This window comes from Secundilactobacillus paracollinoides DSM 15502 = JCM 11969 (genome assembly GCF_001311135.1).
Lineage (GTDB): Bacteria > Bacillota > Bacilli > Lactobacillales > Lactobacillaceae > Secundilactobacillus > Secundilactobacillus paracollinoides.
Window position 1 is genome coordinate 99,612 of record NZ_BBAG01000002.1, and the last position, 26,000, is coordinate 125,611.

Consider the following 26,000-nt stretch of genomic DNA (forward strand, 5'->3'; position numbering starts at 1 on the left):
CCCGTTGACGGCGGTATTTAGTGCAACATACCGCCCTTTTCGCATGTTATCGCCCACCAACTTGTTTGCATCATCACGAATGCAGGCACCCAAAATGTCAGGAGGCACAAAACGGTGCACGAAATGCAACTTGTCTCACTGGGACCTTGGCTCACCCAGCTACTGATCGCTATTTTCTTTATGTCAGGATTTGTCACCTACTACCTTAGGGTGTGGAATGACGTGTTTCAGCACAATACCAAGACGCATCGTCAGCAAATTGCTGGTCGACTCTACCTCATGGCGCTTGCCTCGTAGTCGGCGGTATATTGCATCTTGCCGGCTATGTTGGGGCGTCAAACGCATGATGTATCACAATATTGGTCTTTTTGTCCTCACCTTTCCGCTCTTGGACGATAAGATCAACCTCTGGGAATATTCGGAGCGGTCAATCGCCCTCATCAGTATTTGGATCGCGCACCATATCGGCGACCTCACCTCAGCCCGTTTTATGCTGTCGCTCCTTGGCCTCGTCGTTATCTTGGCGGCTATTCGACGCTATCACGAAAAAATTCGATTGACCTACTGGCTGGCATTGCCCGGAGCCGCTGTCCTCAGCATGCTCTTCTGGCTCACACTACCCAATGTTTCGGGTGGGATGCGCATGAGCTACGAAGTGGCCGCCGAAGCCATCATCATGTTTGTCTTAATGGCCGCCTTCACTAGCCGGTATTGGATCCAACAGTACTACCAAGAACAGCATAACGAGCACATGGCGCAACTGGCCAATTACGATGCGCTCACGAACGCTAAAACGTATTCGCACTACCAGCGCGACATTACCGAAATGTATGACGAATCGCGCCAAACACACAAACCGGTATCCCTAGTGGCACTGGATGTCGACCATTTTAAACTGATTAACGATAAGTACGGTCATCTTGCGGGAAATAAGGTGCTCGTCGGCATTGCGACCACCCTGCAGGACACCCTGCTAAGCTTCGACAGCAAGCCTCAAATTTACCGGACTGGTGGTGAGGAGTTCAATATCGTTTTCCCTGACATGGCACCAAGCGACGTCTTACCGATTATCACCAACTGTTGGGAGGCCGTCCGCAGCCACCCGTTCACGTACAACGACGACAAGATCAAGGTGACCATTTCGATTGGCGTCACCGCGCTAAATGATTGCGATACGTCCATTGAAGACGCTTATAAGCGCGCCGACGAAAATCTGTACACCAGCAAACGTAACGGTCGCGACATTATTACCGTGGATGGGGTTGTGCAACGTGTTCGCGCCGATTCTGAATCCGAAACGACATACGCCTACTTCACCCAAGGGATTCACGACCTCAGTCAGCCGGGCTGGCCACTCATCCGAAACGAGCTGTTGCTTCGTCAATACGACCACACCCGCGGCATCTGGGTACTGCCCAACAAGTTTGACCTAACCGCCAACAAGACCATCAGTCTGCTGCGAGAAGAGCTCGTCAACTGTTCATGCCGCAATGTTGCCATTAATTTGACCGCCTCTCAATTTTTAAATCCCCGCATCGCTGTGGACCTCGTTGGATTCTATCAGAGCGGCGACGGACCCGATAACCTGACCGTCGAGATCATGGACATTCCGGAAGTGGACACCGTTCAGCGGATCAGCGAGATCTACCGGGCTGGCGGCGTTCGAATTGAATTGGACGACGTTGGCAGTGACAACAGCTATGAACTCGCCAAGGATACGCTAAACTACGTCGATGGCTTGAAGTTTGCTCTCCAAAACATGCGGCACGAAAATAGTGCCACCCAGCTCACACAGCGAATCAATTTCTGGTACCACACGGCTAGAGCCGCAAAACTCGCCTTCACGATAGAGGCCTTGAGGCCAAGACCGAAGTGATTGACATGGCGCACCAGTTAAACGGCTGTCTCGCGCAAGGCTACTATTTCGGCAAACCGCAACTGCCCCTTTTCGTTAATTCACCAGAAACAGTCGCCCGGTAAACGACTTCAAAACTAGGTTATTTGGCTTCTAAAACTGACGTTTACGTGAGTCTTGGAAGTCTTTTATTTACCGTCAAGTAGTAGCCTAAATTCCTATTCTGGCATAGAATAGAGAAGGATTAGATTACAAAAATGAAATGGAGCGATATGGTTATGACAAAGCGTATCAAAGGGTCTTGTACCACGATCCTCGTTGGTAAAAAGGCATCGATCGACGGCTCAACAATGATTGCCCGAAACGAAGACGGTGCGGGTCCATTAAACCCACAAAAATTCATTTTGGTGCAGCCTGAAGACCAGCCAAAACACTACAAAGCAGTTTTAAGCAAGGTTGAGATTGACTTGCCTGATAACCCGCTGCGTTACTCTTCAACACCTGACGCCACCGACGGCCACGGGATCTGGGCCGCAGCCGGGATCAACAGTAAAAACGTTGCGATGACAGCGACTGAAACCATCACATCAAACGCCCGCATCCTTGGCGTTGACCCACTGGTTGACGACGGGATCGGTGAAGAAGACATTACCACGATCACCTTGCCCTACATCAACTCAGCGCGTGAAGGGGTCAAACGGTTAGGTGCCCTGCTTGAAAAGTATGGCACTTATGAAATGAACGCCATGGCCTTTTCTGACAAGGATGAGGTCTGGTACTTTGAATCCATCGGTGGCCACCACTGGGCAGCGATTCGGATTCCTGACGACGCGTACGTTGTTGCACCCAACCGATTAAACATTGACGACTTCGATTTTGCGTCAGAAGATACATTGTTCGCGGCTGATCTGCCAGAACTCATTGAGACTTACCATCTGAACCCAGATTCAGACAAGGTCAACCTGCGCCACATTTTCGGCAGTGCAACGGTCAAGGATACCCGTTACAACAACCCACGCGCCTGGTACGGCCAAAAATACTTCAACCCAGAATTTGATACCGACCCAATTGATCAGGACCTGCCCTTTATTTGCCGGACTGACAAGAAGATCAGTGTTGAAGACCTGAAGTTTGTTTTGAGTTCTCACTACCAAAACACGCAGTACGACCCATACGGTACCGGCTCTGAAGCCGACAAGAAGAAGTTCCGCCCAATCGGTATCAACCGGAACCAGGAACTGCACATTTTGCAGATTCGAAACGATGTACCGGCAGAAATCGCTGGGATTCACTGGTTAGCCTTTGGACCAAACACGTTTAACGCCGTTATTCCGTTCTATGCCAACATTAACGACACACCAGAAGCCTACAAGAACACCACCGGTGACTGTGATCCAGCTAACATGTATTGGTTGAGCAACATCTTGGCACTCTTGGGCGACAGCAACTTTGCGTTGTACGAAGACCAGGAGAACCTGTTTGAAGAAAACACGGTGGCCGATTGCCGCAACATCCAGATCAAGGCGGATAAGGAAGTCGCTAACCAGAGCGATACCGCAGCTACCTGACTGAAGTGAACGCAAAGATGGCCGATGTTGCGAAGAAGTATGCGAACACGCTGTTAGGCCAAATTTTGGCGTTGGGTGAACCTCAGATGAAGTTGCAGTTTACTTTGAACGATTAAAAGCAAGAGTGTGGAAGGAGGCGGTTAAGGAGTGGAGCCTAGTGGGCTTTGTCCGTGAAAGCCCGGGTTTGGCTTTCGCGGGCGAAGTCCACTAGGTGCAACTCCTTGCCTCCTGGAACACGTTTCGGCAACGTAACCATAAAACCACGTCGCCAACAAAACAATAAACACAAAACAGGCGCCCTTCACATTTGAAAGGCGCCTGTTTTGTGTACAACTATCATATTCATTTAAAACAGCGTCCTATTCCGCCGAAGCCGAAAACTGCTTCCGTCCATCTCGAGGTGAAAATCGCGTCAACAAGAAAATCACCGACACGATGCCGAGCACGATGCAGTACCAACTGTAAGGCACAATTGACACCGCAGAGATCTGCGCAATTCCCGCCGCCATCAAGAGTTGACCACCATAGGGAATCAACCCCTGACCAACGCAGGAAAAGACGTCAAGAATGCTAGCAGTATACGATTTTGAGATATGGTAGGTATCCGCCAAGTCGTTTGCAATAGGCCCCGCAATCATGATGGAGACCGTATTATTCGTTGTGATCACATCTAGTAGCAAAATCAGAAACGCAATCGCGAACTTCCCACCGAGCTGTCCGTTCGCGTGTTTCGTAATTTTATCCAGTAGCCATTGAATCCCGCCCATGTGTGTCATGAGTGCGGCCAAGCCACCAACAATCAGCGAAATAAACGCGATGTCACCCATAGATAACATGCCCTTGTGGATGGCATCCAGGGCCGCAACGAACCCGAAATCACCGTAGATCATTCCGATCACCACCGCAGAAACAATGCCCAGCGTGAGGACGATCATGACGTTGATATTCATAAACGACAGCCCAATGACAATGATATACGGTAAAATTTTAACCCAGTTGATCGTGCCAAGATTGCCAACGTCACCGCTTCCAACCGTAACAGTCGCCAGCAAGACGATCGTGATCAGCACCGCTGGCACGACCATGATCGTGTTTGTTTTAAACTTATCAAAAATGGTCACGCCCTGCGTTTTCGCCGAAACAATTGCGGAGGCCGAGATCAACGACAAATCATCGCCAAACATGGCGCCGCTAACCACGACACCAGCCATCAGCGGCATACTAATATGCCCGATGGTGGCGATACTGGCAGCGATTGGCATCAGCGCCGCAACAGTGCCATTGAAGTGCCCATCGCAAAACTAATGATGCAGCCCAGAATGAACACACCAGGAACCAAGAATGGTCGCGGCAGATAGGTCAGCCCAATGTTGGTGACTGTTTCAACAGCATGCATGGACTTGGTCACGTAATAAAACCCACCGGCCAGCATGAAGATAACGATCATCAAGATCATGGTCTCCTGTCCTGCACCTTTGAAAAAGACGGTCAGCTTATCTTCAAACGTATCGTTTTTATTGTCACCCTTGAGCGCTAAGGCCACGATACTGGCCAAAATCATGGCAATGAGCAATGGCATATTGTCGAAATTCCTGGTAATGATGCCGGAACTAATATATAAAATCAAAAAGAAAATTAACGGAATGAGACCGATAAAGTTCCCCTTTGGATGGTCGTTATTCTGCAAAAAAATTCCCTGCTTTCTAAAATCTCATTGTTCATTCTATCGGATTTGAGGGTATTTCTCATGAGGGTTTGGTAAGAGCGTGGAAGAAAACGGGTTGAGGGCGGAACCTAAGCAACTTTGGGCGGAAATGCCCGAACTTGGCATTTGCGCCCGAAGTTGCTTAGGCAGTAGCCCTCAGTTTTCTGGAACGCGTTTCAGCTATGTGGCCTAGAATACCTTTTAAAAAGGGGTTTCGTAAAACAAATCAAACAAAAAAAGCCGAGTACCAATCAATCAGGTACTCAGCACTATAGTACATACACCACAAATCTATCGCTAAACTGCAACAGCATCCCAAATCATCGCCCGAATCGGCGCAAATTCAGCTGAATAGCGTGATTTCGCACGAGGTCACTATACCGGCGAACCAAGCCAAACACTACGGTCATGTGAAATCGCGGATCAACTGGTTTTAAAATACCGGCGTCAATCCCGTCCTGCATGAGCGCTTGCACAGTCTGGTCATCGCTTGGCAACGCGTCTTCAGCTGCCACTGGGGTATGCGGCATCGCCTTGATCTGTTCTAGAATCGTCATCGTATCCCACTCCGTCATCGCAAGCTCGCCCATGGCGTCAATGTAGGCTTTCAAGCGTGTTGTGAGATCAGCCGTTTGATCAATCCGGGCATCAAAAAACGCCTTAACGCGGGCCTGTTCATGATGAAAAACGCTGAGTAGGAGCTCGTCCTTATTTTTAAAATAGATGTAAACATTGGACTGGGCGATGCCCACCATTTTTGCCACCTTGGTCGTCGGGACTGCCGCGACGCCATCGGAAATGATAATATCTCGGGCTGCCTGCAACAGCTGTTCAGTTTTATGCGTGTCTTTTTTCTTCATGTTATTAATCATACCGAGTTTTTTTAATAATTCAAGGTTGACAAAGGATAACTGTATCTTTTATAATTGCCAGCATAAAAGATACAGCTATCCTTAATAAAAGAAGGCAAAAATGATGAAAATTACATTAATTGGGTCACTCGGTCATATCAACCGCTACACCATCCCTGCACTGGTTGCTCAGGGACACGATGTCACTGTGATTACTAGCTCTCAGGACCGTGTTGCTGAAATTGAAGCACTCGGTGCCCAGGCCGCCGTTGGTTCTATCTTCGATGTCGCCTTTCTCACCAAAGCGTTTACGAGTGCCGATGCCGTGTACTTGATGGTCACCGCATTTCTCGGTGAGGAAACCGCCTATGATGCAGCGACAAAACTGGCAACGATCTACAAACAAGCTTTGGCAAATGCGCAGGTCAAACGCATCGTCAATCTCACCAGCATTGGTGCTGATCAGGGAGATGAAGTTGGCGTTCTTCACATCTACAACATCATTGAAGGAATCTTGGCAACGCTGCCTGACGTCACCATTACTAACGTGCGCGCAGTTGGCTTCTTTTCAAACATGTACGGCAATTTGGCGACGATCAAGGCGCAACACGCCATCGTGCACAACTATGCCGACACCGTTGAAACTGGTTGGACAGACCCTAAGGACATTTCTGCTGCCATTGTGACTGCCCTGAATGACCCGCAACCCACTAACGGTGTCCACTACGTTATTAGTCAGTGGCTGACCGGTCAAGAAATCGTTGCGGCGTTTGCGGATGCCTTAAACATTCCTGATCTCCACTGGGTTCAGATTTCAGATGACCAGTTAAGGGCTGGGATGCTGCAGTCAGGGGCCTCTGAAGACGCCGCTCAAGGCTTTACATTGATGGGCGCTGCGCAACGCAATGAGGCTTTTTACGCAGATCTCCGCAAGGCCGCACCCGTCTTAGGGACCGTTAAACTGACAGACATTTTGCCTGGATTAGTTGCTGCGTACCAAAAATAAGGCCTTTGTATTTAAACATAAAACGAGACTGGGAAATGGGTAATTTCTCAGTCTCGTTTTATGTTTAAGTTATGATTTTAAATGCTATCTTGCTGTCCAACCGCCATCCGCTTTGATTACGTCACCATTCACAAAGCTGGAATCTTCTGACCCCAAGAAAACTGCCACTGCGGCAATCTGTTCCGGTTGTCCCATCGGTGAGTCATTCGCACCTGTGGCCGCAATTGCTTGGCCACCAAGGGGATCCGGATCCGTGATACTGTTACCGATGTTTGTGGCAACACTCCCGGGAGCGATTGCATTGGCGCGGATGTTTCCAAACGTGCCATAGGTGGCGGCAATGTTCTTCGTCAACCCTAATAGACCGTGCTTTGAAGCAGCGTATGCCGCCCCACCACGTGCACCGTACAGACCGCCGACTGAGGCATTATTGATAATGACCCCACCGTGTTCCTGATCCTTCATCACGTTGATGGCTTCACGACTTGCTAAGAATGGCCCGGTCAGGTTGATGGCAATGACCTTGTTCCAGAGATCATCTGTGACGTTACCAACAGTCTTGAAGTTATCCATGATACCAGCATTGTTCACGAGAATATCAAGCTGCCCATAGGTTTCAACAGCTTCCTTAACTAGATTCTTAATATCATCTTCCTTAGACATATCTGCGACAACGCTAATGGCAACGTCACCAGCATCGGTAATGGCCGTTTCGACCTGTTTTAGCGTTTCAGCGTTAATATCTGCAAGCACGACCTTCGCACCTTCATGCGCATAGGCCGTTGCAATGGCCAGACCCATTCCAGAACCCGCACCCGTAACGATTGCAACTTTATCCTGTAATTTTCCCATAGTTGACCTCCTAATTGCCTTTGATGTATTCGCTTTCATAGGTCAACCATAACATGATTAGCGGTCAATGTAGACAAACATGCTCCTCTTTTGATAGCGATAACCAACGGATTATTGAATATGTTGGTTATTTAAAACGACCATGGCGGTGAGGTTACCGGGCATGGTCGTTTTTGAAATTACGTGTTGAATTAGGTTGTGCTGGTTTTCTGAGTATTGTGATTGAAGTGTGCCCGTTTGGGGTTGTCCGAGAAACTTATCAGGTTTCAGATAGCGCTTTTTGATTCTCGTGCAGTCCTGGCAACGTGAGGATCGTTTATATGGTGGAAACGTGTTTCGCAAGGCACGGGGCTAACGTGTAACGGACTGTGACCAAAAAGTCAGGCCCGGACTTTTCGGTCACAGTCCGTTACACACCGCCCCTAACCCGCCTTGCTCCACACTCTAGACCTTGTAAATTCTCTCCGCATTCCCATGTGCAAACAACTCACGCTGGGCTTGCGTCAATACTGTTGTATCCAAAAAACTACGTGATGTTTCCGGCGTTTCGTACGGGTAATCGATCGAGTAGATCAAATGTTCCTCACCAACCTCATCCAGCAAGAACTTCAACTGTGGTTCAGTCAAAATACCACTAGGCGTCACGTAGACATTGCTGCGGTAGTAATCTGAGAACGACCGTTTCAGATTGGTGTACGGAATCAGTTCCTGGTCCAACCGTTCCAAGAACATTGGGATCAATTCACCCCAGTGACCAGAAACGATTTTTAAGTTCGGTAACTTATCAAAGATACCAGAAATAATCATCCGCATCACCTGAACACCGACGTCCAAATGCCATCCAAAGCCAGCGGTACCGAGGATGCCAGTCACGAGATCTGACCAGTTATCACTTGCGTAGTAGTGGTCCGTAATGACTGGCGGCACAAATGATGGATGAAAGTAAACGGGAACGTCAAGGTCACTCGCCATTTGAAAAATTGGGAAGAAATAGGGATTATCGAAAAATTTCCCCTGGTAGTTCCCCTTCAGCATTAAACCCTTAAAACCTAACTCCATCACGGCCCGCTTCAGCTCGGCTGCAGCCGCTTCTGGGTCGCCAACGGGTAAGGTTGCCATGGCAGCAAACCGCGTTGGGTTAGAAGCCACAGCCTTGGCCAACTCATCGTTTGCGAGACGACTCAACGGAATAGCGTCCTTAGAATCCAAGTTTTGAGCCTGCGAGTTACCGTAGGACATGATCTGCATGTCAATGTCGTACTTATCCATAAACGCAACGCGGTCCTTGGTGTAGTCCTGCATGATTTCTGGTGATGGCAGCTTCGTTTGCATGTAATTTGTCATTTCAGCGCTTAATTGCGGCACTGCTGACTTCCCCGTTGCTTTGTTGATACCAGCTGTCACTTTTGCGGATTCGAAATGTTCTTCAACAGTAATAATTTTCATTATAATCGCTCCTTTTAAATCGGTTGGCCAACCGCTATAATGACGATAATTATATGGCCTTCTCAAAAAATATGGAAGGAGAATGTGAGACAATCAAGGGGCAATTGTCTCAACACTTAAATGGCAAGAAATTTACTGGATCGACAACTTAAAATCGATAATCGGCAACACGTGACACAGAAGAAATTATTAACAGGCTTGCAAGCTGCTTATGACCGGGGTACGCCGTTTGAACAGTTAACCGTCAGCGCACTTTGCACCCAGTCAAACGTATCTCGGGCAACGTTTTATCGCCACCATCAAGACATTGGTGACATCATTGCCATTCAATTTCTGATCGTTATGCGCACCTTTGACCAGCAGATCGACGCACTATCGGTGCTGAGTTTTGAAAGTGCCAGCAACGTTGTGGTGCGCTTGATACTCGACAATCGGGCACTTTTTCAACTCGTCATCTGGAGCAATACTGCTGACCGCGTCCAGGATATACTCTCAGGCACGGCTCTGCAGGTATTGATGGCCCGCGACTTTACGGAAACGACCAGAACGTTCATTAGTACGTTTTTGGGACGCGAGATCCTCAACTTTAGCTTGCAGGTTACCGAGGCGCCTACGCGTTGTCTTTTGATCAGACACGGCGGCTGTATCAGTTGTTGATGCCTCGTGAACTGGAGTAGAGAGTGGAGGAAAACGAGTCGTAGGCGTTTCTTTTTTGACAGATTGACCTAATAGACTGCTTTTGTCGCCTCTTTCTAGGCCACCGTGCCGAAACGCGTTTCGGAAAACAGAAAGCTGCATGTAAGCCAACTCTGGCGGAAAAGCCAAGTGCGGGCTTTTCTTGTGGTTCTCTGTCCTCAAGCCGAAACGCGTTTCGGAAAACAGAAAGCTGCATGTAAGCCAACTCTGGCGAAAAAGCCAAGTGCGGGCTTTTCCGCCAGAGTTGGCTTACACTCCGCTTCCTACCGTTTTCCTCCACGCTCTTTCACGCTCTTAAACATTTTTTAACCCATTCCCCCAAAATATAACGTACACTAGGGGTATAAGTCATCATCCTGAGGGGAGAACACCATGGAAAAAACTGTGTTGCTGGTTGAAGATGAGCGGGGGCTTGTTGCCTCGCTCACCGAAGAATTTCAATTTGAGACTATCAGGTCATTACAGCTTACGACGGCCAAGAAGCCGTTGACACGTTTCACGACAACCTAAACAAAATCGACCTTGTGATTTTAGACTGGATGCTGCCAAAGCTTGATGGTCTTGGTGTGTTGCGGCGGATCCGGCGAGAAAGTGACGTGCCGATCATCATGCTGACCGCGCGGGATTATACCGGGGATAAGGTTGCTGGGCTAACTTCCGGCGCTGATGATTACGTCACCAAGCCGTTTGACATTGAGGAACTGCTGGCTCGAATGCAAGTTGTTTTACGCCGTCCCCGCCAAATTTCCGGCAGCCAGACCGATGACGTTTACCAATTAGATGACCTCGTAGTGGACACCACCAAACTACAGGTCATGCGCGGTGACCACAACATTCAGCTGACCCAGCGTGAATTCAACCTGCTGTTGGAATTGATGAAAAATGTGGGCAAGACGTTTACGCGTGACGAATTGTAGATGCGATTTGGGGCGTTAATTTCGACGGCCAGCCCAACATTGTCGACGTCTACATCCGTTACCTGCGCAATAAGATCGACCGTTTCCCCGACAAGACCAAGCTGATCCACACGGTCCGCGGTGTGGGGTATGTCTTGTCCGTCAACGACTAAGTGAGGCACCGCTATGGCAAAATTAAGGCAAAACAGCTCCGCAATTATGCTGCGCAGTTTCCTATTCTTAGTCACATTGATCATCCTGCTGTCCAGTCTCACCACAGTGGTTGCGGTGGGTCACGAATTGCTGGAAACGAGCGCGGTTGATTCACAGCACGTGATCAATAGTCTTGAAAACACCGTTATCGACGGCAACGACGACTGGAAAAATTGGCGGTTGAACAGCACGCTTGATACCAGTACCAGTCAGGTACTGGTCCATAATATGCGCAAAGATGCGGATGCCAAGTACTACTATTCGCCTGGGACAAAGCGGCTGCTCAAACACAGACAAACCAAAATTCCGTTTATTGAAAACTTGTACTACGTTGATGACACTGGCTTTGAATACTACAACACGGGCCATGCGAAGGGCATCAACTATCAACTTTGGATGAGCCTGAATGATCAGGTCGCCCTCCTATTGCGGGTGGTGATCGTGGCCATTTTCATCCTTATTTTGACCCTGTTCATTACACCCTTTTACATCAAAGTGATCTCTCAGCGCATCACGAAACCGCTCAGTGCCCTGACAGATAGTGCCGGAACTGCATCGACCGGAAATCAGCAAAAATCGTTTATGCTGCCCGTCCCTAAACGGCCAACGGAAGTCACCGACCTCGCCAACAGTTTTAACCGCCTGTTAAGTCAGCTGTACAAGCAGTCAGAACAGGAAAAACTCTTTATTTCAAACGCGGCGCACGAACTGCGGACGCCGATTGCAACCATCCGCAGCCACGCCCAACTCATTCAGCGGCGCGGTAAAGAACATCCAGAAGTTATCGCTAAATCGGTCAACTACATCAACGATGAATCCCACCAAATGCAATCGCTGGTGGAAGAACTATTGAGCCTTTCGCGCGCCGATCGGGCAGTCTTACCACTCGCCCCGTATGATCTTAGTGCCTCATTGACTGAGATTGCTGATAAAATGCGGCCTGAATTGCAGCAGCAACTGACGACTGTCATCCCTGAAAACATTCACATTACCGCGCACGCAGATAGTATCGAGCAGATCATCATTAACCTGCTCAACAACGCCGGAAAGTACACACCGGTCAGCGAACCGATTCAACTGGTCCTGTCGACAACGACCAATCACGTACGCATTCAGGTGATCGATCAGGGTGCCGGCATCACCGATGCGGATAAAGCGCACATTTTTGAACGCTTTTACCGCAGCAGTGATATCCGCGGCACGATTGCTGGAACTGGATTGGGGCTTGCCATTGCCAGTCAGTTAGCAGAACTGAACCACGCGACCTTAACTGTTGCGGATAACGAACCGCATGGGACGATTTTTTCGCTGACGTTTACGAAAGATGAGCATTAAAAAAATTCACAAAAAAAGGGAACCGAAATGGGTTCCTTTTTGTGCGATCAACAACGGCTTAAAGCTGAATCGGTGCAGTAGCGTACTTCTGTTCCAAAGCATTAATGTCGTCTAGCCCAATGAACTTGTTGAATTGTGGGAAGGTCACCATTTGATCCATTTGATTCTTGGTTGTGCCAAGCGTCACCATGTCCTTAAGCAACCGCTCCGTTGCAAAGGTTTCGGTGTACACGAGCACGTTCGGGTGAACGGCGATTGAAAAGCCCATGTCGTGAATCTCGTCGTTGGTCATCAGCGGCGTTTTGCCATTTTCAATCATGTTAGCCATTACTGGCACATCCGGGAAGCTGTCAGCCACTTTTTGCATATCAGCCTTGGTCTTCGGTGCATCAACAAATACCAGATCTGCTCCGGCTTCATGGTAGTGGCGAGACCGGTCAATGGCGCTTTGCAGCCCTGTCACGGCGTATGCATCCGTCCGGGACATAATCAAGAAATCATCATGCTGTCGCGCATTGACAGCCGCTTTGAGTTTACTGATCATCACGTCTTCGGGCACAATTGTCTTGCCATCCATGTGCCCGCATCGTTTTGGCCAGGTTTGGTCTTCAATGAAAAGACCAGCTGCACCCATGTTTTCGTACACGCGCACCAACCGGGCAATGTTTTGCTCATCGCCGTAACCGGTGTCGGCATCAATAAACACGGGAATGTCGACGGCGTTGATGATCTCGCGGGCGCTGTTGCTCATGAGGCCGAAGTCGGCGATCCCGCGATCTGGTTGGGCGAGTTTGTTAGCTGAGGTGGCATACCCTGCTTGGAAAATGGCTTTGAATCTTGACCGTTCCGCAATTTTGGCACTTAAGGCATCCGGAGCCACAACCAAATTGACCAGGTCACCGCTGAAACACATTTCTTTAAACGCTGCTCTCATCCGATCTGCTTTTGTCATTTATCTTGCCTCCACTTCTGCGTTGAATGCTTGAATTGCCAGTTGTTCGGCCTGTTTGCGGGCTGCTGAAATCGCTCCTGTGTGAAAGACCGCTGTAAAATGACTTGCCGGTTCGCCACTAAAATAGCCGTCCCGGACATCGTTTATCACCGCGCCGATCGCCTGCGTTTCTGCCAAGCGTCAACAGCCGCAAAGGTGTCCTCACTGACATGGCCCACCAAAATGACATCGGCGAGGTTATGTTGTTTCAAATAAGCTACCCGCTTTGCTAAACCATCCGCACCGTAGGCTTGCACACCATCTAATTCTGCAAACAACAGCGTCTGCGCATCGTCAAACGCATCCTTGGCCGCCTTCAGTTTCGCCACAAAATCGCTAAAGGCAATGATGGCAACTTCTGCGTCATTGGTGTGGGCCGGGAAAATCTGGTCGTTGATCACCAGACCGGCAGCACCCGAGCGTTCTAGATTCTGAGCGACAAAGTAAGTGGTCAGTTGATTACCAAACCCCGATTCGGCGTCCACAATGACTGGCCCGGTTACGTTTTCCTTCACGTGACGCAGGACATCGCCCATTTCAGACGGTGATGTCAGACCCTCGTTTGTTTGCCCTAACTGTGTCCGGACAACATCGTAGCCGTTAAGATAGGCGGCTGATAACCCCGCCTCTTGTACCGTTTGTGCTGACTGTGCATCCGCAACGCCAGGAATAATCGTCTGGTCGTCACTGGTAAATGTTGCTGCTGTGATTGTCATATGTATGCCTCCGTTTATTAAAATTTGATTAGCAACTGACTGTCATTCTAGCGCCCGTTTGGTATCTAAAAAAGGTCACTCTTTCATCATCAAGTAATGAAAAAATGACCTTTTATATCCGAAATTCCTGTAATGTTGCCCAATCACGATGGTTCGGCGGCGTGTTGATTGAAATGAGCGGTTGCGATACCGCGATATCCATATTTGTGACGACAAGATCACATTCTGACCGCTTCGGGACAAACTGAACGCGATATTGATCCGAAAGATGCGCAACAAGTTGTGCCTGAAGCCATGACCGATAAGCGGGCGCCGCATCAAGTGCTAAAAAGACCCGTAGCGGCGGATTCAACACGCTCGTATCAAAATAGCGCAGCACTAATGGAATCAAATTTGCTAACAAATAAGACTGATTTTGAAAGGCGTCGTTATCCGTCTCGGCACACTTTTTTAACAGGTCAGCTAGAGTTGCGACCACCCAGGGGCGTTGTTGCGTCAGTGTTTGTTGTAAACTATCACGTTCTAATATCAGCCCACCCTTTGGAAAAATCAGCGTATAACTGTGCATCAGATCCAGCTGATAACAAATTTCCTGCGTATCCTGTTCAGTCAGTTGCTGATCAAATCGCGCTTCCAACGCTGTCAGTAGTTGATGAGTGGCCTGACCAACCAAGTGGCCGACACTGAGTTGAACGGGCTGTTGCCGGATACAGAAAAACGCTCAGCAGTAACTCAAAAAGACCGCTTCCTGCCCTGCTGGCATGAGTGGCGTCATCCACTGAGCAACCGGCCGTGTGTGAATCTGTGCTTCCAAAACGGCTTGCGGCAATTCAATCAGATGTCCCAGACGTTGTCGTTGCGTTGAAATGACCCACCAATAGGCAAGCTGCAACTGCGCCGCTTCTCCTAAATGAATTTGCCGGTCGCTTAGCCAACTTTGAATCTTATCAATAATGGCCACCTGTGAATACTGTGGAAAAGGCCACTCAAAGTGTGAATAAGTCTCCCAGTACACTCGGTAGTAGCACAACCGAATCAACGCTTCATTGCCAACCAGTTCATTACTGGCGGGTGAATACCGCAGTCCGAACAGCGCCAAGTGGGTTTGTAACGCCTTTACGTGCCGTTTGGCAGTCGAATCACTGACAAAGTTCAGGTCATTAAATTGGCCTAAACTGTGAACCTTCCCATCAAACGTCGCTTTTAACAGTATCGTCAGCAGCGATTCATCCGTCAGCAACAACATGATCTGATTCAAATTCACGGTCGCACGCCGATGAAACTGCACGCCAGTTTTAGGCGACACTGTTAGTGCCATGTCAGCCGCTGAAAAATGCTGTTGAATCAAGGATTGCAGTGCTGCAAGATGTGTTTTAACCGTGTTGCGATCCACGTTTAACGCCCGGGCAACCTGGCCAATTTGAACCGTTTCAAGTTGGTCGTCCAGATACCGAATCAACTTAACATTAATCGTATCGCGACTCATAAATGGCTGCATGGTGGCACTTCCTTTCTGTGATAACTCCCAACTGGTCTTATTATACTTGATGCCTACCGGTGGTTATAGTCGTCAAACCACTTAAATCAATCGGATCTTTCTAGTCGTGTTACGAATTCTATCAATCAATTGTTATCAGTGACTAGCAGATTGTGAGAAGCATTGTTGTCAATGATCTTACTAGCAGTCGAGGGCGGATTCTCCGCAAACTATTTTTAATGAAATTGCGATGCTTAACTAGTTGTACAAAGTAATCTCAACGTCAGTGGAATGGAACGATTTGGCACGGAGCAGTGGTGTCGAAGATGCCAGAGTGTGTAGCAAGCCGGTTAGAATGCGGAGTGTAAGGGCCTATTGGCTGAAATCCCGGGCTTGGATTTGAGTCAATAGGTCCTTACACAGTAGCGTTCTGGCTTGCGGAACACGTTTCCACAATGTAACAGTCGAACTGGCCATTTAGTGACATGCGAGACGATGAAGATCCACTCGAGAGCCGCGCAGCGGAAATCGAGTTAGCTTCATCGCGAGCCACCACAGCGGAGTGCCAAATCGTGGAATGCAACGGACTATCACCTAGCAATGGAAGCCCCAATCAATCACGCGATTATGAATCATCTGACGACTCAGGCTTTATATAAAATGAGAATAAAATTAGAAAACCGTTGACATTTCTAATTATAAACTAGTAAAATAGCTTCTGTTAAGTTAATACAACGTGATGAAGAGGATTCATGGAGTCGAGATAAGCGTCATGTCAAGCGAGCGCCAGTGGTGGAAAGGCGTCACGACCTTATCTTAAAAGATGAATGACCCAGTTAGCTTTTTCGAGAGCTAGTGGTTGGACCGCCACTATCAGGTCAGAGTATGAATACGTACTCGTTGAGGCAGCTCGTGTGAACGGGTTGCGAATACAGGTGGTTACCACGCGGAAGCGTCCTTGAACGATTAACTCGTTTGAGGGCGTTTTTATTTTTCATCACAACATTTACTAAGGAGGATACACATATGTCAGATCGCGCAATGTCAGCACCAAGCACCACCGACGCTTACCAGCCAAAGGTGGCCGACGCATTATTACATAGAATGAACGCCATTCAAACGACAAAGACGTTTCGCCGCATCTTTTTCCTGACGGCAGCTGGTCTGTTCTTAGACGCTATGGATATTTACCTCGCCAGTGGGACAATGAGCTCCTTTACGGCAACTCATTTTTCCACCACAGCGCAAAACTCCGTCTTCCTATCACTGGGCTTTTTAGGCCTATTTATCGGGTCAGTGGCCGCAGGTGTCATTGGTGATACCAAAGGCCGGATGAAGGCCTTCCAGTGGAACCTGTTGCTGTTTGGTGTCTTTACCTTCATCGGTGCCTTCGCGCCCAACATGACTATTTTAATTATCAGCCGGTTTATCAGTGAAATTGGGCTGGGCGCTGAACTGGTCACCAGTTTTTCCATCATCAACGAATTCGCACCAGTCAAAACGCGTGGTAAATGGTGCACCACGGCCTCGTTTATCGCCAACATCGGCGCGCCTATCGCAATGGTACTCTGTTTGATCGTTATCCCCCGCTTTACTTGGCGTGGCATGTTCTTCATCAGCGGCATTGCTGCCATCATTTTCAGTTACTTCCGTCACAACTTGCCAGAATCGCCCCGTTGGAACATTGAACACCAACACTACGACGCTGCGGCAGAAACGTTGGACATACTGAATGCCGAAATGGATGCTGAGCATAAGGCACCTGCTGAAGTGGTTGAAAAAACGAGCACCACGGAAAAATCCGATGTCGATAAACACCTGGGCCGCAATACATTCGTTGCGATTGCCCTCGCCATTGCCGCCATGGTGTGTCAATATACGTTTACCTCATGGGCACCCACCCTTTTGGTCAAACAGGGTGTGAACATTGCTAATTCGCTGGTTTATTCAACCCTAATGATGATCGGTGCGCCAGTTGGTGCCTTCATCGGTTCACGACTGGTTGAAAGAATCGGCCGGAAACTCAACATCATTATTGCCTTTGCGCTGGTGGCCGTCTTCGGTATCACGTATGCCCACCTAAATTCACCCGTCGGCATCGTCATCGTTGGCTTCCTGCTCACCTGCTGCTTCTACATTCTCAACGCCACGATCATTGGTGTTTACGTCACTGAACTCTTCTCAACCAAGTACCGGTTCCGCGGATCAGGCGTCGCAAATGGGTTGGCAAAACTCGCTAACTTTGGGATGCCATACCTGGTCGTCTTCTTCCTGAGTGTCTCCTCCGTCAGCATGGTACTCTATTTCATTGCCGGTTTGGCTATTGTTGCTGCAATTATCACGTTTGTTTGGGGACCGGAGACGACTGCTAAGCAGATTGATTAGGGTAACCTGCCTTGTTATGGCGTTAAGCGATCCTTTAGGAAATACCGAGAATGAACTATCTTGTTCATCTAAATGGAACCTTGCTAGATCCTTTACTGGATTTCAGTGAGGTTCTTTTTTGTGTTTGCTGCATTTTTTATAAACTGTAGGGGTGGTCTTTCTTGGCGACATAGCCGAAGCGCGCTCCACAAACCAAAGACTTGCACAGAGGGGGACTATTTTACAAAATCCAAGCCCGGGATTTTATAAAATAGTCCCCCTCTACTCCAGTCTTTAAACGGTTTGTTCCGCGCTCTCTGAAATTTTCTCATTTTCAATTTATTTTCCCCCTCTTTTTCAACCACCCCCTTCCCGCTATGATAGACGGTGTTATCAATACTACTAAAAACACTTAACCGAAATACACCGAAAAGGGGTCTTTCCATGATCACTGCATTACTTGCATCAATTTTCAACATTCACCATCTGTTGCCGATTCTGATCAGTCAGTACGGTGCCTGGGTTTACGTTGGGTTATTTGCCGTTATTTTTATCGAAACTGGTCTGGTTGTTTTCCCTTTCTTGCCGGGCGACTCGCTCCTATTTTTAAGCGGGTCGCTGGCCGCCATGGCTTCGCATCCGTTAAACCATCTCGTGCTCATTGGGCTGCTTTCCCTCGCGGCCATCGCGGGTGATAGTGTCAACTTTGAAATTGGCCACCGTTTCGGTCACCGGCTAACCTCACCAAGGTGGCAACGCGTGATCAAACCGCAGCACCTTGCATCGGCGCAACGGTTCTTTAAAAAACACGGCAACAGTGCCATCTTCCTTGGACGCTTTATGCCGATCATCCGGACGTTGATTCCATTCACTGCCGGCGTTAGCAAAATGCCGTACCGCAAATTTATTTTGTATAACATCCTGGGTGGCGTTGCTTGGGTTGCCATTGCCATTCTTCCCGGCTACTTCTTTGGCAATATCCCGGTCGTGCAAGCTCACTTTGAACTGATCATGATTGCCATTGTGGTGGTTTCGATCTTACCAGCTGCCATTGCTACCCTCGTCAAAAATCGTAAAGGACCTAATCTCAATGCGTAAACAACCGCTGTGGCTAGTGGTCGGCGGAACTGCCCTAGTCCTCTTTTTGATTCTCACGTCAGGCGTGGTGACACACGCGGCCTGGCTGCACTTATTTGATCACCATTTTCAGATACTGTTATCTCACTTTGATAATCCGAATCGCACGTTCACCCTCAAAGAAGTCTCTCTCTTGGGCAGTCCTGCGGTAAATCTGGCCATTGCGACAACGCTGGCCGGCTGTTGCTGGTTCATTCACGACCGATTCAACGCTATCTGGATCATGTGCGCGGAACTTGGCGCTGACGGCGTGGCGTTTGTCACTAAGGAACTCGTTCGCCGGCCGCGGCCAAGTGCCCAGTTGGTGCCCGACACTGGCTTTAGTTTCCCAAGTGGTCACACCATTAGCACTGCCACGCTTGTCCTCATCGTCATTTTTGTTTTAGTGCCCTACTTCAAAGACCAGGAAGCGCAACTCGCAATCTCCCTACTAGCCGTCATTTGGCTAGCGGTCATCGTGTTTGCGCGGGTCTATCTGCGTGACCATTATCCAAGTGACGTCCTGGGTGCGCTATTGCTGGCACTTGTTTGGTGGTCCGCCATGCGTGTCACCTATCTTAAGCTGATCGCCCCGCGACTGGCGCGTCACGCCCAAGGAGAGAAAGAAGTGAATTAGATGGAAAAACTAACCATCGTCGTCCCGGCTTACAATGAGGAGGAGCTCCTCCACGAAAGCCTGCAGACGCTGTTAAAGATTGAGGATCAGTTGATTCAAAACCAGTTATTTGATTTCAAATCCAACATTGTTGTCGTTGACGATGGGTCCACCGACCTCACTTGGGACATCATTACCGAAGAAAATCGGGTTAATTCACGGATTACTGGGATAAAGTTCAGTCGCAATTTTGGCCATCAAACGCGTTGATGACAGGGATGCAGGAGGCTGTTAAAACCGCGGCAGCCGTGGTGCCCATCGACGCTGACCTGCAGGATGATCCGGCTGTGATTCCCGAAATGGTTGACCAGTTTGTTGCCGGCAAGGACATCGTTTACGGGGTGCGAAACAACCGTGAAACGGACACTTGGTTCAAACGCAATTCCGCCCTGCTGTTCTATCGGACCCTAGCGTTTTTAGGCGTGCGCATGGTCCAAAATCACGCCGACTTTCGCTTGATGTCAAAACGAGCCGTCAAAACACTGTTGCAGTACCCCGAACGTAACCTGTTTATCCGCGGGGTGATCCCCATGCTGGGGTTCTCGTCAACCAAAGTTTATTACAAGCGCCGACCGCGAACAGCCGGTAAATCTAAATATCCGCTTAAGAAAATGATTTCTTTTGCCTGGGAAGGGCTTACATCGCTGTCAATAGCCCCCGTTCGTGCTATATTGGTTCTTGGAGTAATCACCGTACTACTCGGTGTCGCAGCGCTCGTTTATTCGTTACTGTCAAAGTTCCTTGGCCTCGCCGTTCACGGCTGGTCATCGCTGATGATTTCCATCTGGATCTTAGGGGGATTACAGATGGCCAGTCTAGGCATCATCGGCGAATACGTTGGCAAGGTCATGAACGAAGTTAAACAGCGCCCGCGTTTCACAATTGAAACCATAGTTGGGGGCAACTCATGATTAAAGGCAAACCACTGATGAACGTGCTGCCGCTGCTGTTAAGCGGTGGCGTTTTGATTGGCATCCTATCAAACATTATCTATCCAAAAAATTTCTGGGTCAGCTGTCTGGTTTTGATCGGTTGTTTACTGGTCTGGGCCTTTTGGCGGCCTTTTAAAGTTTTGGTGGACCGCTTCAATTACCGTCAGATCACAACGATCACCGGAATCGGCTTAGTTGTGATCTTTATACTGCAACTTTTGGAACTGCATTTTTTCCCGGCCACTGTCTACCATGATCCGTTTCGGGTCATCTACCAGGCCGAGCTCTTGAGCCGCGGTCACTACGATTGGGGCAGTACCCTTTATTTCTGGCGCTTCCCAAATAACGTGCCGATCACGTATATGTTGGCCGAATGGTTGAAGATCACCAACGTGTTTCACCTCACCACCAACACGGCGATCCACCTCATGTCGATTGGGTTCTTAGACGGCTTCATCGCCATCTGTCTGCGGACGATTCACCGCTTCAGTAAGCGAAACGACCTTGTGCTGGGCATGCTGCTGTTCTTTCTCTGCAGCCCATTTGCGTACACCTACTACCTGCAGGTCCTGTATTCTGACCTGCCGATTCTTTTCTGCCTCGCCGTCAGCTTCAACATCATTGCCCGCTGGCAGCAGTACCAGCGGTGGGAAAAGTGGCTAGCTGGCCCAACATTATTTTTAACCATCGTTTTAGGCCAATTGGTCAAACCCAACCTCATTGTGTTAGCCATCGCCACCGTATTGATCATCGTGGCCCTGTTCATCCGAGATCGTAAACGACTGGTCAAATACGGCCTCCCGCTGGCAATCGTTTTAATTGGGTTTGCCGCATCCGTTCCCGCGCAGGCTGGCGTGTTTAAAGCGGCCCACTTCACCAATAATCCCACGTACGAAGTGCCGACCGCCCACTGGATCTGGATGAGCTACAACCCACAGGGAACCGGTAAATACATGTTTGACGACGTGCAGACCGAAGCTAAACTTCCTAATGAAGCCGCCCGAAAACAGTTTCTTAAAACGGCTCTGCCCGATCGGTTACGCGCGTTGGGACCCGTTGGCGTTGTCAAACGCTGGTTGCAAAAAGCCGCCATCTTATTGAACGTTGGCGGTATCCAACAGTCCTACATGGGCGGGTTTCGCCAGGCACCAAGCTGGTATCTCGACCACCAAAGTCGGATCCACTTTCTCAGCGAAGTGGTCATGCGCGTCTATTTCGTGACGTTTGAATGCTATATTTTGATGAAGTGCATTGCGTTGATGAAACGCAAACAGTCCCTGACCGTTCCCGTTATGGATCTCGCCATTTTAACGGCCTTAGGCTATCTGGCATTCCACACCTTCCTCTGGGAAACGGAGAACCGGTACGGACAGGCACTGTTCCCGTTGCTACTCATGATCATGGCCTTGCCAACCCCAGTCCTCCAGTATCCGGCATGGATGAAACGCCCTAACAGTCGGCAAACACTGACTTGGGGGTCCGTCATTCTGGCAAGTACCATTCTGGTATTATCCGTCATCCCGTTAACGTCGCATAAACGCGTGATCGTGGCTGCTCAGCGCAGTCAATTATCCCTGCAATTCGACGCGAAACCAACCGCCATGCAGCCGGGAACTACGATGACACAAAACGTCACCGTGAACCGGGCAATCAACGACTTTACGCTTCAAAAAATACCCGGCTCACAGGCCCAAGCATGGTTGGTCAACCAGAAGACTCATGCCCGATATGGGTTGACTAGCGGCCGCGACAACTACTTTACGAAGCAGCAACTGCCACAGGGCACCTATCAGATTCAGATTAAAAATACCACTCAGCGCGCGCAACTTGTCTCACTCGTCAAAATGCAACGCTACAAATTAGCGGCTGATCCGCTCAAAATCAACACGCACGCCTATCCACACAGCAGTTTTATCTACACCGCTGCTGCGCGTTAGACGCGACCAGTAAGGAAGTCATTCAATGATTAAAATCAAGCAATTATGGCACCAATACGCCAGTGTCATCAGCTATCTCGTTTTCGGCGTGTTAACCACCCTTGTTAACATTGGGGTTTTCGACATCCTCGGCACCCACGCCCACTGGAACTATCAGGTCGCCACGGTCATCGCCTGGTTCGTTTCCGTCCTCTTTGCCTACATCACCAACAAGCTGTGGGTCTTTGATTCGAAAACAACCACCTCACAAGCATTTCTCACCGAACTTGGCTCGTTTTTCTTCTTTCGAATCGTCTCTTTGTTTATGGACATGGGCATGATGTGGCTGGGCATCTCAGTATTGCATGCTTCGCCGTTGCTCACAAAGGTGATCGATAACGTGGTCATCGTTGTCGTCAACTACCTGTTTAGTAAAGTGTTTATTTTCCGGAAGCAGGCGACGCAGGAAGAAAACTGAGGATTCAGTTGCCGGTTTCACTGCCAATCGCCATTGGTAAACTCACCAAATCTGACTAATTAACTTAGCCACTCACCAAAAACGAAACTGGGCTAAAAATAGCAGTTTCCTAACGACGCGAATTTCGATTTCATTTGAAGGTCACGTCGTTTTTGTGTCACGTCTCTTGTTTACTACCAAGAATTTTTCGAAGCACTGTTGTCAAGGACGGATTGCTCTTCAACCATGGATTAACGCCATTGTGATACTTAACTGGTGGTAGAAAGGTAGCTCACCGTCACTGGAATGCAGCAATTTGAGAGGTTGTCGTGGTGTCGACATCAGTTAGCGACCGTTCTATGGTCGCTAACTGATGTGCGAGACGATGGCCATCCATTTAGATGGCACTGGTTCAGTTGAATTAGGGGCATCGCGAGCACGACAACGACCCGCCAAATTGTGGAATGCAACGGCCTGTACCCAATACTAGAAAGATACTCCGCCCTCAAAACGCCTTGCTGCACGTTCCATTAGTACATGTGCTATAATAGTCTCAAACGAAAAAAGGAGCGATGATGATGGCACAGACAGCCGCTCAAAAAAAGGCGCAACAAAAATACAATGCGAAACACAAGGAACAGCGCAAACTGATGTCCTATCGCAATACTGCTCGGGTATTTATCCGCAGCTATGCGACTGATGACGACCTTGCTGAACTGCAAACCTTGATGATGTCGCGGTCATTGGTTAACCGGGAACGGGCGCAATTGCCCACAGTTGAAGCCTACATGACTGCACATGATCTCGCTGATAAATTGATTATCTGGGGCCGACCAGAAGACCTGTTAACTGCTCGGCAAGCTGATGACGATACAACCGACTGGCAGGCCTGGTTTGATGAAACCATCGCGCCCCATTTTAACCGTGACGAACCCGTGATTGAGTTTAAAACCACTGGCCAATCAAAGTATTACAGTTGTTCGCAAGCTATTGCCATTCTTGACTGGCAAGATCAGGGGGCCTCATCATGATCCAAAACGTTCTTGTTCTAGGTGCGACGGGCGGCACTGGGACTGCAATTGTCGATGCCTGTCTCGCACGTGATTTAACTGTGACCGTATTCGGTCGATCACTCACAAAATTACGCGCCCACTTCCCGTCACACGTGTCGTACGCCCAGGGAGACGTCTTTGATGTCGCCAGTATCGTGACTGCTGGTGCCGAAGCAGACCTCATTATTCAGTGTGCCGCCGTGCCCTATCACGAGACCGTGGCGCGCCAGTTACCCTTAGCTGAAAGCGTCATGACAGTGGCGAAGCAATTAGGTGTCCGGGTAGTTTACGTTGACGGCATCTACGCTTATGGTGCCAGCACTGGTCACCCCGTCTCGGAAACGGCCCCGTTGCGCCCCATTTCTAAAAAGGGACAGATCAAAGCACAACTCACCCAATACCTTTTCAGTGACACCTTTCACAGCGTGCCCACCTGCCTAATTCGGCTACCCGACTATTTTGGACCCAGCACCCAAGCCAGCAGCTATCTCGGGTTAACAATGATGGGCATCGCCGCCTGCAAACCCACGTTTTACATTGGCAGCCGCAGTGTCTCGCGAGAATACGTCTTCCTGCCAGATGCCGCTGAAATGATTTTAAATGTGGCATTGAGTAAAACCAACTTTACTGGGATTTGGAACATTCCCGGTCAGCAGATCACTGGTGACCGGCTGATTAAACTCGCGAGTGATGCTTCGGGAGATCACAAACCGTTGTTCACCCTCACAAAACCGGTGCTACGCCTTTTAGGGCTGTTTGATGCCGACCTCAAAGAAATTGTAGAGATGTACTATCTCACAAAAAAGCCCGTCATCTTGGATGGGCGCAAATACCAAGAAGCCTTTGGTGACCTCATTGAAACGCCTTTTGAACGCAGCGTGCCGTTTACGATCGGGCAAATTGCCTTAGCGCACCAAAAGTAGCACAACGCAAAAAGTCACGATCAGTGTTTGACCGTGACTTTTTTATAGCCATTTTATCCCGTTATTGTGCGTTCTAGTCTGCATCCAATGCCGCCACCGCAGCCGGTAGCGCTTCAGGTGTGGCAACGATCTGTTCAGCCTGTGCAGCTTGGAGCTCAGCCAGACTGCCAAATCCATACGTGACCCCAATACTGGTCAGTGCATTGGCATGGCCGCCGAGAATGTCGCTGTCCCGATCACCCACCATGATGGCTTGCCGCTGTCCTGTTGCCCCAATATCATTAAGAGCGTACTCAATAATTGCTGCCTTCTTCACGCGTGTTTCGTCAAATGTGGCGCCATAAACACCCTTAAAATAGCTGTTTAGGTGGAAATGATCAATAATCTGCGCTGCAAATGATTCGGGTTTCGCCGTTGCAATGTAGAGGTCGTGATCGCGTTGCAGCTGGGCGAGGGCCTCAGGAACGTGCGCGTAAACTTCATCTTCAAAGAGCCCGCCCATCGCGGTAGTACTCGCGATAGGCCTCTGTTGCTTCTAATGCAACTGCGTGCGAGTAGCCGGCAATGTCTTGGAAGCCCTGCACGAGCGACGGCCCAATGAACCGTCGCAGCGTTGCGTCGTCCATGGTTGGCCGGTTCAGTTGATGAACAGCATACTTGATTGCGTTTACTATGCCCTGCTCCGAATTGATGATCGTCCCATCTAAATCAAAAAGCACTCTCTTATTCGTCATAACCACTCCTTGCTGTTGCTAATACTTCATCTTAACAGGCTGAAAGCGGTTATGAAAGTCATCCAGGATTTTTCATACATTTACATTGTTTTTCAAATGAAAATGGTGTACGCTGTGTTTGTAAAAATAATAACAAGCGATAACGTTCGCCGTAAATAATTGAACCTAATTTGATGACGTCTATTACGGAAGCCCCCGGTGACTTCTGTAATAGACGTCATCT

Annotated in this window: 24 protein-coding genes and 3 pseudogenes; 15 read left to right on the plus strand and 12 right to left on the minus strand. The window is 49.1% G+C overall.

What is annotated here, in order from left to right; translation table 11 throughout:
• Positions 1-114: 114 nt before the first annotated feature.
• The 3 genes and pseudogenes from JCM11969_RS17505 (at position 115) to JCM11969_RS01890 (ending at position 3,539) form a co-directional block, all read left to right on the plus strand.
• Positions 115-297: a hypothetical protein gene (locus JCM11969_RS17505; protein WP_054707546.1), complete on the plus strand. Its 183-nt coding sequence runs from the start codon at positions 115-117 to the stop codon at positions 295-297.
• 46 nt (positions 298-343) lie between these two features.
• Complete coding sequence (locus JCM11969_RS01885; RefSeq protein ID WP_054707550.1) at positions 344-1,876, plus strand: bifunctional diguanylate cyclase/phosphodiesterase; 1,533 nt, start codon at positions 344-346, stop codon at positions 1,874-1,876.
• A gap of 257 nt (positions 1,877-2,133) precedes the next feature.
• A pseudogene (locus JCM11969_RS01890) lies at positions 2,134-3,539 on the plus strand (C69 family dipeptidase).
• 243 nt (positions 3,540-3,782) lie between these two features.
• On the opposite strand, the gene JCM11969_RS01895 reads toward JCM11969_RS01890, so the two are convergent.
• The 3 genes from JCM11969_RS01895 to JCM11969_RS01905 all read right to left on the minus strand — a co-directional run bounded on the left by JCM11969_RS01895 (position 3,783) and on the right by JCM11969_RS01905 (position 5,988).
• Entirely contained in the window at positions 3,783-4,685 is a 903-nt protein-coding gene (locus tag JCM11969_RS01895) for a Na+/H+ antiporter NhaC family protein (protein WP_054707553.1), read from the minus strand.
• Positions 4,685-5,110, minus strand: a complete 426-nt coding sequence (locus JCM11969_RS01900; RefSeq protein WP_054707556.1) for a Na+/H+ antiporter NhaC family protein — start codon at positions 5,108-5,110, stop codon at positions 4,685-4,687. The genes JCM11969_RS01895 and JCM11969_RS01900 overlap by 1 nt, the downstream gene beginning before the upstream one ends.
• Before the next feature lie 338 nt (positions 5,111-5,448).
• On the minus strand, positions 5,449-5,988 hold the full coding sequence (locus JCM11969_RS01905; protein WP_162231445.1) for a TetR/AcrR family transcriptional regulator: 540 nt from the start codon (positions 5,986-5,988) through the stop codon (positions 5,449-5,451).
• Between the two features lie 112 nt (positions 5,989-6,100).
• On the opposite strand from JCM11969_RS01905, the gene JCM11969_RS01910 reads away from it, so the two are divergent.
• A complete protein-coding gene (locus JCM11969_RS01910; RefSeq protein WP_082409125.1) occupies positions 6,101-6,985 on the plus strand; it encodes an SDR family oxidoreductase in 885 nt (294 codons plus the stop codon).
• 84 nt (positions 6,986-7,069) lie between these two features.
• Here JCM11969_RS01910 and JCM11969_RS01915 read toward each other — a convergent pair whose 3' ends face one another.
• On the minus strand, positions 7,070-7,837 hold the full coding sequence (locus JCM11969_RS01915) for a glucose 1-dehydrogenase (RefSeq protein ID WP_054707565.1): 768 nt from the start codon (positions 7,835-7,837) through the stop codon (positions 7,070-7,072).
• A gap of 444 nt (positions 7,838-8,281) precedes the next feature.
• Complete coding sequence (locus JCM11969_RS01920) at positions 8,282-9,283, minus strand: amidohydrolase family protein (protein WP_054707567.1); 1,002 nt, start codon at positions 9,281-9,283, stop codon at positions 8,282-8,284.
• A 120-nt stretch (positions 9,284-9,403) separates the two neighbouring features.
• Between JCM11969_RS01920 and JCM11969_RS01925 the strand changes: the two genes are divergently transcribed.
• The 3 genes and pseudogenes from JCM11969_RS01925 (at position 9,404) to JCM11969_RS01935 (ending at position 12,423) form a co-directional block, all read left to right on the plus strand.
• The gene (locus JCM11969_RS01925; RefSeq protein ID WP_054707571.1) at positions 9,404-9,940 is read left to right on the plus strand and encodes a TetR/AcrR family transcriptional regulator; all 537 of its coding nucleotides are present in this window, start codon (positions 9,404-9,406) and stop codon (positions 9,938-9,940) included.
• A gap of 411 nt (positions 9,941-10,351) precedes the next feature.
• A pseudogene (locus JCM11969_RS01930) lies at positions 10,352-11,048 on the plus strand (response regulator transcription factor).
• A 13-nt stretch (positions 11,049-11,061) separates the two neighbouring features.
• A complete protein-coding gene (locus JCM11969_RS01935) occupies positions 11,062-12,423 on the plus strand; it encodes a HAMP domain-containing sensor histidine kinase (protein ID WP_054707574.1) in 1,362 nt (453 codons plus the stop codon).
• A 58-nt stretch (positions 12,424-12,481) separates the two neighbouring features.
• Here JCM11969_RS01935 and JCM11969_RS01940 read toward each other — a convergent pair whose 3' ends face one another.
• The 5 genes from JCM11969_RS01940 to JCM11969_RS01955 form a co-directional block, all read right to left on the minus strand.
• The gene (locus tag JCM11969_RS01940; protein WP_054707577.1) at positions 12,482-13,375 is read right to left on the minus strand and encodes an isocitrate lyase/PEP mutase family protein; all 894 of its coding nucleotides are present in this window, start codon (positions 13,373-13,375) and stop codon (positions 12,482-12,484) included.
• The gene (locus tag JCM11969_RS17510; protein WP_156319226.1) at positions 13,376-13,552 is read right to left on the minus strand and encodes a hypothetical protein; all 177 of its coding nucleotides are present in this window, start codon (positions 13,550-13,552) and stop codon (positions 13,376-13,378) included. It lies immediately after the preceding gene.
• Positions 13,522-14,130: an isocitrate lyase/phosphoenolpyruvate mutase family protein gene (locus tag JCM11969_RS01945; protein ID WP_054707580.1), complete on the minus strand. Its 609-nt coding sequence runs from the start codon at positions 14,128-14,130 to the stop codon at positions 13,522-13,524. Before JCM11969_RS01945 ends, JCM11969_RS17510 begins: the two co-directional genes overlap by 31 nt.
• Before the next feature lie 112 nt (positions 14,131-14,242).
• The gene (locus JCM11969_RS01950) at positions 14,243-14,803 is read right to left on the minus strand and encodes a hypothetical protein (protein WP_054707583.1); all 561 of its coding nucleotides are present in this window, start codon (positions 14,801-14,803) and stop codon (positions 14,243-14,245) included.
• 48 nt (positions 14,804-14,851) lie between these two features.
• Positions 14,852-15,628, minus strand: a complete 777-nt coding sequence (locus JCM11969_RS01955) for a helix-turn-helix domain-containing protein (protein ID WP_054707586.1) — start codon at positions 15,626-15,628, stop codon at positions 14,852-14,854.
• A 1,005-nt stretch (positions 15,629-16,633) separates the two neighbouring features.
• Here JCM11969_RS01955 and JCM11969_RS01960 point away from each other — a divergent pair.
• The 8 genes and pseudogenes from JCM11969_RS01960 to JCM11969_RS02000 all read left to right on the plus strand — a co-directional run bounded on the left by JCM11969_RS01960 (position 16,634) and on the right by JCM11969_RS02000 (position 25,043).
• On the plus strand, positions 16,634-17,992 hold the full coding sequence (locus JCM11969_RS01960; RefSeq protein ID WP_082409126.1) for an MFS transporter: 1,359 nt from the start codon (positions 16,634-16,636) through the stop codon (positions 17,990-17,992).
• A gap of 423 nt (positions 17,993-18,415) precedes the next feature.
• Positions 18,416-19,069 carry a VTT domain-containing protein gene (locus tag JCM11969_RS01970; protein WP_054707592.1) on the plus strand — a complete coding sequence of 218 codons (654 nt, stop codon included), beginning with the start codon at positions 18,416-18,418 and terminating at the stop codon, positions 19,067-19,069.
• Positions 19,062-19,724: a phosphatase PAP2 family protein gene (locus JCM11969_RS01975; protein ID WP_054707595.1), complete on the plus strand. Its 663-nt coding sequence runs from the start codon at positions 19,062-19,064 to the stop codon at positions 19,722-19,724. The genes JCM11969_RS01970 and JCM11969_RS01975 overlap by 8 nt, the downstream gene beginning before the upstream one ends.
• Positions 19,725-20,674, plus strand: a pseudogene (locus tag JCM11969_RS01980) (glycosyltransferase family 2 protein). It abuts the gene before it with no gap.
• On the plus strand, positions 20,671-22,632 hold the full coding sequence (locus JCM11969_RS01985; RefSeq protein ID WP_054707598.1) for a glycosyltransferase-like membrane protein: 1,962 nt from the start codon (positions 20,671-20,673) through the stop codon (positions 22,630-22,632). The pseudogene JCM11969_RS01980 and the gene JCM11969_RS01985 overlap by 4 nt, the downstream one beginning before the upstream one ends.
• A gap of 25 nt (positions 22,633-22,657) precedes the next feature.
• The gene (locus tag JCM11969_RS01990) at positions 22,658-23,089 is read left to right on the plus strand and encodes a GtrA family protein (protein ID WP_054707601.1); all 432 of its coding nucleotides are present in this window, start codon (positions 22,658-22,660) and stop codon (positions 23,087-23,089) included.
• A gap of 551 nt (positions 23,090-23,640) precedes the next feature.
• Complete coding sequence (locus JCM11969_RS01995) at positions 23,641-24,099, plus strand: hypothetical protein (RefSeq protein ID WP_156319227.1); 459 nt, start codon at positions 23,641-23,643, stop codon at positions 24,097-24,099.
• The gene (locus JCM11969_RS02000; RefSeq protein ID WP_054707607.1) at positions 24,096-25,043 is read left to right on the plus strand and encodes an NAD-dependent epimerase/dehydratase family protein; all 948 of its coding nucleotides are present in this window, start codon (positions 24,096-24,098) and stop codon (positions 25,041-25,043) included. Before JCM11969_RS01995 ends, JCM11969_RS02000 begins: the two co-directional genes overlap by 4 nt.
• 73 nt (positions 25,044-25,116) lie before the next feature.
• Here JCM11969_RS02000 and JCM11969_RS19535 read toward each other — a convergent pair whose 3' ends face one another.
• Positions 25,117-25,545, minus strand: a complete 429-nt coding sequence (locus JCM11969_RS19535) for an HAD hydrolase-like protein (protein ID WP_054707610.1) — start codon at positions 25,543-25,545, stop codon at positions 25,117-25,119.
• Complete coding sequence (locus JCM11969_RS19540; protein ID WP_054707613.1) at positions 25,529-25,777, minus strand: HAD hydrolase-like protein; 249 nt, start codon at positions 25,775-25,777, stop codon at positions 25,529-25,531. Before JCM11969_RS19540 ends, JCM11969_RS19535 begins: the two co-directional genes overlap by 17 nt.
• Between the last annotated feature and the right edge of the window lie 223 nt (positions 25,778-26,000).

What these genes read in the sequence shown, in the direction of transcription:
- JCM11969_RS01995 (WP_156319227.1), top strand. Translation starts at nt 23,641, where the DNA reads ATGATGATGGCACAGACAGCCGCTCAAAAAAAGGCGCAACAAAAATAC.
- JCM11969_RS01885 (WP_054707550.1), top strand. Translation starts at nt 344, where the DNA reads ATGATGTATCACAATATTGGTCTTTTTGTCCTCACCTTTCCGCTCTTG.
- JCM11969_RS01920 (WP_054707567.1), bottom strand. Translation starts at nt 9,283, where the DNA reads ATGAAAATTATTACTGTTGAAGAACATTTCGAATCCGCAAAAGTGACA.
- JCM11969_RS01905 (WP_162231445.1), bottom strand. Translation starts at nt 5,988, where the DNA reads ATGAAGAAAAAAGACACGCATAAAACTGAACAGCTGTTGCAGGCAGCC.
- JCM11969_RS19535 (WP_054707610.1), bottom strand. Translation starts at nt 25,545, where the DNA reads ATGGGCGGGCTCTTTGAAGATGAAGTTTACGCGCACGTTCCTGAGGCC.
- JCM11969_RS01985 (WP_054707598.1), top strand. Translation starts at nt 20,671, where the DNA reads ATGATTAAAGGCAAACCACTGATGAACGTGCTGCCGCTGCTGTTAAGC.
- JCM11969_RS01990 (WP_054707601.1), top strand. Translation starts at nt 22,658, where the DNA reads ATGATTAAAATCAAGCAATTATGGCACCAATACGCCAGTGTCATCAGC.
- JCM11969_RS01915 (WP_054707565.1), bottom strand. Translation starts at nt 7,837, where the DNA reads ATGGGAAAATTACAGGATAAAGTTGCAATCGTTACGGGTGCGGGTTCT.
- JCM11969_RS01940 (WP_054707577.1), bottom strand. Translation starts at nt 13,375, where the DNA reads ATGACAAAAGCAGATCGGATGAGAGCAGCGTTTAAAGAAATGTGTTTC.
- JCM11969_RS01975 (WP_054707595.1), top strand. Translation starts at nt 19,062, where the DNA reads ATGCGTAAACAACCGCTGTGGCTAGTGGTCGGCGGAACTGCCCTAGTC.
- JCM11969_RS01970 (WP_054707592.1), top strand. Translation starts at nt 18,416, where the DNA reads ATGATCACTGCATTACTTGCATCAATTTTCAACATTCACCATCTGTTG.
- JCM11969_RS19540 (WP_054707613.1), bottom strand. Translation starts at nt 25,777, where the DNA reads ATGACGAATAAGAGAGTGCTTTTTGATTTAGATGGGACGATCATCAAT.
- JCM11969_RS01945 (WP_054707580.1), bottom strand. Translation starts at nt 14,130, where the DNA reads ATGACAATCACAGCAGCAACATTTACCAGTGACGACCAGACGATTATT.
- JCM11969_RS01910 (WP_082409125.1), top strand. Translation starts at nt 6,101, where the DNA reads ATGATGAAAATTACATTAATTGGGTCACTCGGTCATATCAACCGCTAC.
- JCM11969_RS02000 (WP_054707607.1), top strand. Translation starts at nt 24,096, where the DNA reads ATGATCCAAAACGTTCTTGTTCTAGGTGCGACGGGCGGCACTGGGACT.
- JCM11969_RS01960 (WP_082409126.1), top strand. Translation starts at nt 16,634, where the DNA reads ATGTCAGATCGCGCAATGTCAGCACCAAGCACCACCGACGCTTACCAG.
- JCM11969_RS01925 (WP_054707571.1), top strand. Translation starts at nt 9,404, where the DNA reads ATGGCAAGAAATTTACTGGATCGACAACTTAAAATCGATAATCGGCAA.
- JCM11969_RS01935 (WP_054707574.1), top strand. Translation starts at nt 11,062, where the DNA reads ATGGCAAAATTAAGGCAAAACAGCTCCGCAATTATGCTGCGCAGTTTC.
- JCM11969_RS01955 (WP_054707586.1), bottom strand. Translation starts at nt 15,628, where the DNA reads ATGCAGCCATTTATGAGTCGCGATACGATTAATGTTAAGTTGATTCGG.
- JCM11969_RS01895 (WP_054707553.1), bottom strand. Translation starts at nt 4,685, where the DNA reads ATGCCAATCGCTGCCAGTATCGCCACCATCGGGCATATTAGTATGCCG.